10 protein-coding genes are annotated in these 11,504 nt (G+C 31.4%); 8 read left to right on the top strand and 2 right to left on the bottom strand.

The genetic code is table 11. The features are described 5' to 3' along the window. Nucleotides 1–96 precede the first annotated feature (96 nt). Together KGF38_RS16835 and KGF38_RS16830 are read right to left on the bottom strand one after the other, a co-directional pair. On the bottom strand, nt 97–1,194 hold the full coding sequence (locus tag KGF38_RS16835; protein ID WP_223195512.1) for a sensor histidine kinase: 1,098 nt from the start codon (nt 1,192–1,194) through the stop codon (nt 97–99). A 4-nt stretch (nt 1,195–1,198) separates the two neighbouring features. Beyond that, nucleotides 1,199–1,933: a response regulator transcription factor gene (locus KGF38_RS16830; protein WP_054268649.1), complete on the bottom strand. Its 735-nt coding sequence runs from the start codon at nt 1,931–1,933 to the stop codon at nt 1,199–1,201. A gap of 166 nt (nt 1,934–2,099) precedes the next feature. On the opposite strand from KGF38_RS16830, the gene KGF38_RS16825 reads away from it, so the two are divergent. From KGF38_RS16825 to lpdA, 8 genes are all read left to right on the top strand, one after another. After that, complete coding sequence (locus KGF38_RS16825) at nt 2,100–3,581, top strand: aspartyl protease family protein (protein ID WP_227832543.1); 1,482 nt, start codon at nt 2,100–2,102, stop codon at nt 3,579–3,581. A 105-nt stretch (nt 3,582–3,686) separates the two neighbouring features. Further along, the gene (locus KGF38_RS16820) at nt 3,687–4,169 is read left to right on the top strand and encodes a tetratricopeptide repeat protein (protein ID WP_227832542.1); all 483 of its coding nucleotides are present in this window, start codon (nt 3,687–3,689) and stop codon (nt 4,167–4,169) included. Nucleotides 4,170–4,226: 57 nt separating this feature from the next. Beyond that, nucleotides 4,227–5,147 carry a retropepsin-like aspartic protease gene (locus KGF38_RS16815; RefSeq protein ID WP_227832541.1) on the top strand — a complete coding sequence of 307 codons (921 nt, stop codon included), beginning with the start codon at nt 4,227–4,229 and terminating at the stop codon, nt 5,145–5,147. Nucleotides 5,148–5,548: 401 nt separating this feature from the next. Further along, the gene (locus KGF38_RS16810; RefSeq protein ID WP_054268652.1) at nt 5,549–6,502 is read left to right on the top strand and encodes a sugar-binding transcriptional regulator; all 954 of its coding nucleotides are present in this window, start codon (nt 5,549–5,551) and stop codon (nt 6,500–6,502) included. Between the two features lie 37 nt (nt 6,503–6,539). Then, the gene (locus KGF38_RS16805) at nt 6,540–7,502 is read left to right on the top strand and encodes a thiamine pyrophosphate-dependent dehydrogenase E1 component subunit alpha (protein WP_054268653.1); all 963 of its coding nucleotides are present in this window, start codon (nt 6,540–6,542) and stop codon (nt 7,500–7,502) included. Nucleotides 7,503–7,526: 24 nt separating this feature from the next. Then, on the top strand, nt 7,527–8,513 hold the full coding sequence (locus KGF38_RS16800) for an alpha-ketoacid dehydrogenase subunit beta (RefSeq protein WP_054268654.1): 987 nt from the start codon (nt 7,527–7,529) through the stop codon (nt 8,511–8,513). A 12-nt stretch (nt 8,514–8,525) separates the two neighbouring features. Further along, nucleotides 8,526–9,572 carry a 2-oxo acid dehydrogenase subunit E2 gene (locus tag KGF38_RS16795; protein ID WP_054268655.1) on the top strand — a complete coding sequence of 349 codons (1,047 nt, stop codon included), beginning with the start codon at nt 8,526–8,528 and terminating at the stop codon, nt 9,570–9,572. 163 nt (nt 9,573–9,735) lie between these two features. Continuing rightward, a complete protein-coding gene (lpdA, locus tag KGF38_RS16790; RefSeq protein WP_054268656.1) occupies nt 9,736–11,466 on the top strand; it encodes a dihydrolipoyl dehydrogenase in 1,731 nt (576 codons plus the stop codon). Nucleotides 11,467–11,504 lie beyond the last annotated feature (38 nt).

The raw sequence follows: 11,504 nt of genomic DNA, 5'->3' as shown, positions 1-11,504 counted from the left end.
ATTTTGTCAAAATAAATTTAAAGAAGAAATTTTATAAAAATTAGTTATTATATAAAAATCCCAAGTTTATTTTAACTTGGGATTTTTATATAATAACTAATTTTTATCTTGTTTCAATATAATTTGAAAGGATGTACTTTTCCCTAAAATGCTTGAAACCGAAATATTCCCTCCATGTGCATCAATAATCTGTTTAACAATAAACAATCCTAATCCTTTGTTTTGTGTATTATGATTTTTGCTACTATAATATTTGTCAAAAATATCATCTGCTTTTTTCGCATTTATCCCAACCCCATTGTCAGTAGTATTAATGTAAATTTGTTCAGAACTCTGTTTTAAGCAAATTTCTATTTCTGTACCATCAGGATTATGTTCAACACAATTCATTAAAAGGTTATAAAGAGCTCTATACATTAATGTCTCATCTATGGCTAAATACAAACATTCTAAATCTGTATAAAATCCAAATATCTGTTTTTTAGATTTTGGATTATTAGCTACATCAGCAATAAGGTTTTGAAGAAATGCAACCATTTCAACCTGTGTGTGTTTAAGCAGTATTTTTCCAGACGAATCTATAAAAAATGTCAGACTTAAATTGTCTATTAATTTTTCAATATATACTCCTTTTTTATATATGTTATCTAAAAATATCGTTCTCTCTTCTTCACTAAAACTGTGGTTTTTGTTAAGCATTAGAGATGAATATCCTGTGATGTATGATAATGGCGTTTTCAAATCATGTGATACACCAGCAAGCCAATCAGTTTTTGCAACTTCAAGTTTTTCTCGTTCAATTTCAGTTTCTTGAAGCTTATTGCCTAAAGATTTTATATTTACAATGACTTCTTTATACATAAAATAGTACCATTTTAATTTCCCATTATTGGTAAAGGCTTTTTTGACTATTGCATAATCTCCTTTAGATAAATTACTTATTGAACAAATTATCAAGTAAAGTGGTCGAACAAGAAATAAGCAAAAAAGTATCCCTCCTGTAATAAAGCAGAAAGAAATTATAAGTATGCTTGGGAAATATCCAATAGATGAATCAGCCACATATAAAAATTCATGTGATCTTTCAGGATATATTAATTGATTAAGTAATATGAATAATGTAACGAAGTATACTAGAAATATAAAGAGACCTGTTGTAAAGTAAGCAATAAAACGAAAGTATAATTTTTTCAATATATCAGCTCCCCTCTGGTGGTATGAACTTATACCCAACTCCACGAAGGTTTGTAATAACTTTGTATGGTTTATTATCATCCAGTATCTTTTTTCTAAGCTTGGATATATGTATTGTAACAGTCTTTTCATCTCCATATCCTGCTAATCCCCAAATTGTATCGTACAGATGTGATGTAGTAAAGACTTTGTTAGGGTTTTGGCAAAAAAATTCCATTAGCTCGAGTTCTTTGGCTGTACATTCTACGTCTTGACCATTTACAGTAAGTATTGCACAAGTCATATCAAGAATAATATAGCCATAATGATAAATTAAGGAATTTTCTGAATGAGTATGTAATACTGAATGTTCAAGTTGTTGACGCCTAAAAATAGCTTTGATTCTGGCGACAAGCTCCATTGTATTAAAAGGTTTTGTTATATAATCATCACCACCAATAGCAAATCCTGATAATTTATCGTAATCACCAGTTTTGGCAGTCAGAAATACGATAGGGGCTATAGTTTTCCTGCGTATTTTTGCACATAGTTCAAATCCGCAATAATCTGGTAGCATTACATCAAGAATGATAAGGTCATATTGCCTGTTTTCAATACACTCAAGGGCTTTGGTTCCTGTTGATACACAGGTAACATTATTATAATGTTCTTTATTTAAGGTTATTTTCACTAGGGTTAACAGCCCTTCTTCATCATCAACAATAAGTATCCTTTCAGGGTTTTCCAATTTGTCATCCATAATATTTCATCTCCCAGTATACAAAAATAGTATCATTATAATACCATACATGCAAAGTGTAAGCAATAAATTGTTCTTTTGTTTTACCCTCACTTTACTTTTATTTTATTTTCATACTATATTCTATAGATAAAAAGAGATATAAAAATAAAACAGGAGGTAAAAAATGACAAAGTCGCTAAAATCAAGAGGAACAAGTGTTCTTCTATGTGGAGCTTTGATTGTTGGTGTAATGACAGGATGTACATCTCAGGCTACATCAACAAAAAACTCAACATCTAAGTCAAATCCTAAAACAACCGAAAAAGTTACTCGTGTAAGTTCTGAAAATCAGTTAAAGAAATTAAAAGAAAAATATGATAAAGATCCAAATGATAAAGCATTAGCATTAAAATATGCTCAAAACTTATTTGAATTGGGAGATTTTACAGAATTACAAGAAGCATTGAAGCTGTTGTTAAATGGAGATAAACCTCTACCAGATGCTATTTACCTTTCAGCACAAATAAAATATATGAATGGTAATTATACACAAGCAGAAAAGCTATACAATACTCTTGTGGAGAAATATCCAGATAAATTTAAAGAAAAGGCAGAAGCTGGTCTATCAATGACCTATTATCAAACAAATCAATATCAGAAAGCAAAACAGTTATCTATTGGTCAAGAAAATACAAGTAGTTTATTAAATAACATGATGAAAGATTTTGGTGATAGGCAACCTAATCAAATTGAATGGAATGGAAAAAATGAAAGTGTTATTCCATTTCTTACAACTGACCCTCTGCCTGTTGTGCCAGTAGAGATAAATGGAAAAAGAATGAACGCTTTTATTGATACTGGTGCTCCTACATTTATTCTTGACAAAAAATTTGCAAAAGAATTTGGAATCAAACCAGTTTCAAATGCAGATGGGAATTTTGCTAGAGGTGGTACCTCTGAGATTGGATTTAGTAGAGCTGATTCATTTAAGGTAGGAGACATAAATATGAAAAATATCCCTGTAATGATAGGAGAGCTTGGTGGACTTGTAGAACTATTTAAGAATACTAGATTAGATGTTCGTGCTGTTCTTGGTACAAATGTATTAAAACAATTTGTACCAACAATGGATTATCCAAATGGTGAGTTGGTATTAAGACCACGAAGTGAAGTAGTAAGGAATGAAATAGTTATAACGGATGAAGATATCAAAGAAGGTAAAGGTGAAATAATACAACAAATTCCATTCACACTTTCTTCTACTCATTATATGTTTGGTAAAGGTTCAATTAATAATAAAAATAATCTTAATTTCTTTATTGATTCAGGATTTAATGGTGGAAAGGGTGCTGGAGTTATGTTGCCTAAACAAACAATAGATTTATTAGGTATTACTATGCCAAATCTAAGACCAGCTACTAAAGATGAAGGCGGAATGACAGGAAATGATTTTGAAGTGGCACAATTTGATATTTCATCATATGGGCTAGGTAATGTACAACAGAGAAAAGGTATTGGGTATTTTGTGACAGGACAAGAAAGAATGTATCAAGTACATGGATTTTTCCAAGATGCTTTAATAAGCCATAATTATCTGAAGAATTACAAATGGACAATTAATTTTGATTCAATGACGATGACATTTAATGAGAAGAAGAATATATAATCTAAATTGTGAACAAGAGATATCTTTTTAATTTTACTTTTGCTTTACTTTTATTTTACTTTCATATTGTATCTTATAGATAAGAACAAAAATAGGAGGTAAAAAATGATAAAATCACTGAAATCAAGAGGAATAAGTATTATATTATGTGGAGCTTTAATTGTTGGTGTAATGACAGGATGTACATCTCAGGCTACATCATCGAAAAGCTCAACGCCTAAGTCAATAACTAAAACAACAAAAAAAGTTACTCGTGCAAGTTGCGAAAAACAACTAACAGAAATAAAAGGAAAGTATGAGAAAAATCCAAATGACGAAGTTCTAAGATTAGAATATGCTCAAATACTATTTAAATTAGGTGACATTACAAAAGCACAAGAGATGCTGAGTCCCTTGATGAATTCGAAGAAGCCTTCCCCAGATGTGATTTATCTTTCTGCACGAATAGAATATCTGAATGGTAATTATGAGCAGGCTGAAAAACTATATAATACTCTTATAGAGCAATATCCTGATAAATTCAAAGCAAAAGCTGAAAAAGGATTGACACTAACATATTATCAAACAAATCAATATCAAAAAGCTTAAAAATTATCCGAAGCATCAGAAGATAAAAACAATAGTATAAATAGTGTATTGGAAATGATGAAAGCTTTTAAGGATAAACAACCAAATCAAATTGACTGGAATGGAAAAAGCGAAACAGTGATTCCTTTTATCACAACTGAACCTCTGCCAGTTGTGCCAGTAGAGATAAATGGAAAAAGGATAAATGCTGTTATTGATACTGGTGGCCCAATGTTTACTATTGATCAGAAACTTGCAAAAGAACTTGGTATAAAAACAGCTTCAAAAAACGAAAATGAATTTGCTGGAGGTAATACTGTTGAAACTGGTTTTGGTCAAGCTGATTCACTTACTATAGGAGATGTAAATATTAAAAATGTACCTGTAATGTTGGGACCATTTGATGGGTTTGAAGAGGGGCTTAAGGATTATGATGTTCATGGTATTATTGGTACAGGTGTATTGAAGGAATTTGTACCTACGATGGATTACCTTAGTGGCCAATTAATATTAAGACCTCGAAATGAAGTAGGTAGAGAGAATCTTAATAAAATGCTTGCAGATGATAAAATATTGGAAGAAATGCCATTTACGCTTGCAGCCATTCATTTTATGTATGGAAAAGGATCAGCCAATCAGAAAAGTGGACTTAACTACTTCATTGATTCAGGACTTGGTGACGAAAAAGGTGCTGGAATTATATTACCTAAAGAAACAATAGACTCTTTGAAGATTCCTATGCCAGAGCTAAATAAAGCTCCTGAAGGACAAGGTGGAATGGGAGGAAGTGATTATAAGGAAGGCCATTTTGACATTTCATCATATGGACTGGGTAATTTACAATTGAAAAATGGTATAGGATATTATTTTACAGGTGGAGTTTTGGATTATGATGAGGAAGTTGGATTTGTTAGTGATGGATTGATAAGTCATCATTATTTTAATAAGTATAAATGGTCAATTGATTTCGATTCTAGGAAGATGACATTTAGCAAATAGAAATAGCATATAACACAAATTGCATGATTAAGTTTCACTTCTTTAAAGACACAGAGGTACAAGGAAAGTATCTCTGTGTTTTTTATATCCAAAAATATTTTATAAGTAAAATGTAATAGATAACTTGTTTATAAATATGTTAAGAGTAATAGTATTATAGTTCATCTAATTACAGAGATACTATTAGTTGTTCAAGTTTCTAGCTGAGTTATAACAGAATTAGATACAGTAGTAAAAGCTAAAACTATATTTTTACAAGTGTTTATTGTAAAAGTTTTCTCATTATACAAAAAAACAGTTGACTTTTTATATGAACCCCTTCTATAATGTTACTGAAATTAAGTAAAATGATTGAACAAATGTAAAGATAATTAAAAAAGCTTGATTTTGGAGGAAAGCAAATGAAAAAAATTGGAGACCTAAGGTTAATGATGAAGTGTTGTTCACTTTATTATGAAGATAATTTAAATCAGCAAGAAATAGCAAATCAATTGGGAATATCAAGACCAACAATATCAAGAATATTAAAAGAAGCTTTTGAGCAAGGCATAGTAAAAATACAAATAGTTGATGTTTTGAAAAATGACTACCAAAAAATAGAGAGAAGTTTAGAAAGAAAATATAAATTAAAAGAAGTAATAGTAGTAGATGATAAACAGGATTCACTAACACAAAAACAAGAATTAGCAAGAGCTGTATCTGAATATTTAACCAGAGTAGTAAAGGAAAATGATATAATAGGAGTTTCAATAGGAACTACACTAAAAGAAATACCTAGATATGTGGAAAAAAATAACTGTAAGAATGTTACATTTATACCTCTATTAGGTGGGATTGGAGACAATGAAATAGATATTCACGCAAATCAAATAGCAGTAAGTTTAGCAAGGGCTTTTGGAGGAGATTTCAAACTATTACATGCTCCAGCTGTTATGTCTGATTTATCTACAAAAGAAAAACTTTGCAAAGACGAAAAAATTAAAGAAGTGCTAGATTTAATAGATAAAACGACTATAGCAATCGTAGGTATAGGAAATCCAATGAGCTTAAACTCAACAATAATGGCTTCTGGGTATATGAATGAGGCAGATATAGAAGATTTGAAAAAATATAATTCAATAGGTGCGATTTGTTTGCAAGCCTTTGATAAAGAAGGAAAAACTTCTATACTTGAATTTAATCAAAGAGTACTAGGAGTAAAGCTAGAAGATTTAAAAAAGATAAAAAGGACTATAGGTGTAGCTTCAGGAGATGAAAAAATAGAAGCAATAAAGGCATCATTAAAGGCAAAGTTTATAAATAGTTTAGCAATTAATCACAGTTTAGCAATTGAATTATTAGAAGATTGTGACTAATAGAAAGATAGATAAAAGTTAACAGGAGGGAATGTATATGTCAATATCAAAAGAAACATTACTTGAAATGTATAAGAGAATGAATCAGGCTAGAAAATTTGAAGAGAAAGTTAGTTGGTTTTTTGCAAGAGGTATGGTTCACGGAACAACTCATTTATCTGTAGGTCAAGAGGCATCAAGTGTGGCAGCTGTAATGGCTTTAGAAAAGGGAGACTTGGTATCATTGACTCATAGAGGACATAGTCAATTTATAGGAATGGGGATAGACCTAAACAAAATGATGGCTGAACTTATGGGCAAAGAAACTGGATTTTGTAAAGGAAAAGGAGGCTCAATGCATATAGCAGATATTGAGTCAGGTAATTTAGGAGCAAATGGAGTTGTAGGTGGAGGTCTTACAATAGCCCCAGGAGCTGCACTTACACAACAATATAAAAAAACAGGCAAAATAGTTTTATGTAGTTTTGGTGATGGAGCATCAAATGAAGGTACTTTTCATGAAGGTATAAATTTATCCTCAATATGGAAGTTGCCAATAATATTCTACTGTGAGAATAACTTATATGGAATGTCAACAAGCATAAAACGCCATATGAATATAGAAAGTATTGCTACTAGAGCAGCTTCTTATGGAATAGAGGGAATATCAATAGATGGATATAATCCAATAGAAGTATATGAGACAGTACAAAAAGCTGCTGAAAAATGTAGAAGAGGAGAAGGGCCTGTATTGATTGAAAGTAGAACTTATAGATGGTTAGGTCACTCAAAGTCAGATGCAAATGTATATAGAACAAAAGAAGAAATAGAATCATGGAAAGCAAAGGACCCTATTGAATTTTTAAGAAATTATCTTATCGAAAAGAATATCTCTAATGAAAATGAATTAGATAAAATTCAAGAGTTTGCCAAACAATCAATAGAAGAGGCAGTGGAATTTGCTCAAAATAGTCCAAATCCAAAAATAGAATCTTTATTAGAGGATGTATATGCAGACTAAAAATGGTAAAGGAGGAAGAAAAAAATGAGTACAAGAGAATTAACATATGCACAAGCGATAAAGGAAGCAATGTCAGAAGAAATGAGAAGAGATGAAAATGTAATATTTATGGGAGAAGATATAGGAATATATGGAGGAGCATTTGGTGTATCAGTTGGAATGATAGATGAATTTGGACCAGAAAGAGTAAGGGATACTCCTATATCAGAAGCAGCTATAGCAGGAGCAGCAGCAGGAGCAGCAGCAACTGGTCTAAGACCTATTATGGAAGTAATGTTTATGGACTTTGTGACAATCTCTATGGATGCAATTGTAAATCAAGCAGCAAAAATGAGATATATGTTTGGTGGAAAAGCACAAGTTCCAATGGTTGTTAGATGTCCTGGTGGCTCTGGGACTGGTTCAGCAGAACAACATTCACAGAGTTTAGAAGCTTGGTTTTGCCATGTTCCAGGAGTAAAAGTAGTTGCACCTTCTACACCAGCAGATGCTAAAGGTTTATTAAAAGCAGCTATAAGAGATAATAATCCAGTTATATTTGTTGAAAATAAATTGTTATATAGAAAAAAAGGTATTGTACCAGAAGGTGATTATGTAATTGAAATTGGAAAGGCAGACATAAAAAGAGAAGGAACAGATGTTACAGTAATCACTTATGGAAGGATGTTACAAAGTGTTGAGGAAGCAGCAGAGACATTATCAAAAGAAAATATAAATGTAGAAATTATAGATTTAAGAACCTTATATCCATTGGATAGGGAGACTATAGTTAAAAGTGTATGTAAAACTGGAAGAGTTCTAATTTGTCATGAAGCAGCTAAGACTGGTGGACTAGGTGGAGAAATATCAGCCTTAATAACAGAAAGTGAATCATTCGATTATTTAGATGCACCAGTAAAAAGAATATGCGGAAAAGATGTGCCAATACCATATAATCCAGAGTTAGAAAAAGCAGTTGTCCCAAGAGTTGATGAAATAGAAGAAGCAATAAAATCTTTGATTGTTAGATAAGGAGGGATAGATATGGTGGCAAATAAAGTAAAGGCCACACCAGCAGCTAGAAACCAAGCTAGAAAAGACAACATAAAACTAGATAAGCTGATTGGAAGTGGAGAAAATGGAAGAATTCATTTAGTTGATGTGTTAAATTACTTAAAAGATAGTAAGGTAAATGCTACACCTTTAGCTAAAAGAATAGCAGAAGATTTAAATATAGATTTAGAAACTATTGTAGGTACTGGATATAATGGAAAAATAAGAAAGTATGATGTGGAAAGAGTAAATACACAAGAGGCTGTTGTGTCAACTAACATATCTAAAACTAATGATACAGAGGAGATAAATACGAAAAGTGAAAATTCAAGTGTGTTTAATACAGTAGAAGGAGAGTTTGAAAAACCAAATCCAATGAGAGCTACTGTAGCAAAACGAATGTCAGAAAGTTACTTTAGTGCTCCTGTATTTACATTCAACATAGAGGTAGATGCTACAGAATTGAAGTCACTCAGAGCAAAATTAATAGATACAGTAAAAGAATCAGTTGGAGTAAAATTGACTATGACAGATTTAATAGTAATGGCAGTGTCTAGAATACTTCCAAAGCATCAAGCATTAAATTCTGCATGGACAGATGAGGGAATATTTAGATACAAAGATATAAATATAGCTATTGCAGTTGGCCTAGATGAAGGTCTATATGTCCCAGTAGTAAAGAACGTAAATAAAAAATCTTTAAAAGAAATAGCAAAAGAAAGTAAAGAGCTTGCTGAAAAAGTAAAAACAGGGAAACTTCTACCAGCAGACCAAGAAGGGAATACATTTACTATAAGTAATGTCGGAATGTATGGTATAACTACATTTACACCTATAATAAATATGCCTTCAAGTGCAATATTAGGGGTAGGTGCTACACAAGATAAGTTTGTTCCAGTAAATGGAGAGGCTAAAATAAAACCTATAATGAACTTATCATTGACATCAGACCATAGAGTGATAGATGGAACAGTAGCAGCAAAATTCTTAAAAGAGTTAAAAGAATTGTTAGAAAATCCTTTATCAATGCTTGTATAGGTTTTGATGTTTCTTTATTGATATAATAGTTTGAATAGGTTACATAGTTATAATTATTTAGGTGAATTTAAAACCTTTATATATTTAGCATTATTTTTAAAGTGAACTATATGAATATAAATTGATTAATGAAAATATATGAAAATAAATAGGAGGAGAGCCTATGTCAGTAGAAGTTATAATGCCAAAAGCAGGAGTAGCTATGGAAGAAGGTACCATAGTATCTTGGCTAAAACAAGAAGGCGAAGAAGTAAAAATTGGAGAACCTATATTAGAAATAACAACAGATAAAGTAAATATGGAAATAGAATCAGAGGGAGAAGGTACACTGGCTGTAATCATACATAAAGAAGAAGGTGAAGTATTACCAGTATTTACAGTAATAGGTGTAATAGCAGAAAAAGGTGAAAATCAAGAAGAAATAAAAGCCAAATATTTATCTGGAGATGTGCCAAAAGAAGATGCTATTGAAGAAAAGCAAAGCGTGGAGGATAAAAAAGAAAAAGTAAATAAAAAAGAGTGTAATCATGACTATGATGTAGTGGTAATAGGTGGAGGACCTGGGGGGTACTTAGCAGCATTAAAAGCAGCCCTGTTAGGAGGAAAAGTTGCATTAGTTGAAGAAAATGTATTAGGAGGAACTTGTTTAAATAGAGGTTGCATTCCTACAAAAACTTATATAAAAACAGCAGAAATATTAGAGGAGATTGACCAGTTATCAAAAAGAGGTGTAAAAGTAACTGTAGATAAAGGACAAGACATCAAGAAGGCAATAAAATATAAAAATAGAGTAGTTAAAAAACTTACTGCTGGAGTTGGTGGTCTATTAAAAAGCAGAAATGTAGAAGTATTTAATCTTAAAGCTAGTGTTAAAGAAGAGCATAAAGTAATATTATCTGATGGAAAGGTTTTAGATACAGAAAATATAATAATTGCAACAGGCTCTAAAGTAAGGGTATTGCCTATAAAAGGAATAGAATCGAATTTGATAATAACTAGTACAGAAGCCTTAGACTTAGAGACAGTACCAGAAGAATTAGTAATAATCGGTGGTGGAGTGATAGGTTGCGAATTTGCAGAGATATTCAATTCAAGAGGCTCTAAGGTAACTATTGTAGAAATGGAAGATAGAATAATCCCAAGAATGGACAAGGAATTAAGTGAATCTTTGAATTATTCTCTTAATAAAAAAGGCATAAATGTATTAACTAAAAAGAAAGTTTCTGAGTTTAAAGAAGAAGGCAATAAAATATTAGTTTGTATTGAAGGTGAGGAGACAATAAAAGCAGATTTATGTCTATATGCTATAGGAAGACAAGCTAATCTTTCTGGTATAGAAGATTTAGACATTAAAATAGATAAAGGTTCTATATCTGTAAATAGCAAAATGGAAACAAGTATACCAAGTATATATGCAGTAGGTGATGTTACTGGAGGTGTAATGTTAGCTCATGCAGCATTTAAAATGGGAGAAGTAGCAGCTTCAAATGCTTTAGGTATGAATGAAGAAGCTGATTTAAGTGCATTACCTAGTTGTGTTTATACAATTCCAGAAGTAGCATCAGTTGGGCTTACAGAGGAAGATGCTAGAAAGAAACACAATGTAAATGTGGGTAAATTTAACTTTGCTGGGAATGGAAGAGCTTTAGCTTCTGGACAAGAGCAAGGATATGTAAAAGTGATAGCAGATGCTAAATATGGAGAAATTTTAGGTGTGCATATGTTTGGTTGTGGTGTAGCAGAACTTATAAATCATGCAGCATCATTTAAGGCATTAGAAATACCTGCTGATGAAGCTAGTGAGTTGATATTTGGTCATCCATGTACTTCAGAAGCTTTGATGGAAGCTTTGGCAGATGTAAGTGGAGAATGTTTACATTTACCTAAAAAATAAATTAGAAGAATAAAATATTAAAGTAAGTCTATTATTAA

It is taken from the genome of Clostridioides sp. ZZV14-6387 (assembly GCF_020657835.1).
In the GTDB taxonomy this organism is placed as follows: domain Bacteria; phylum Bacillota; class Clostridia; order Peptostreptococcales; family Peptostreptococcaceae; genus Clostridioides; species Clostridioides difficile_A.
Note: the sequence above shows the minus strand (reverse complement) of the source record. Positions and strands in the feature narration are given on the sequence as shown.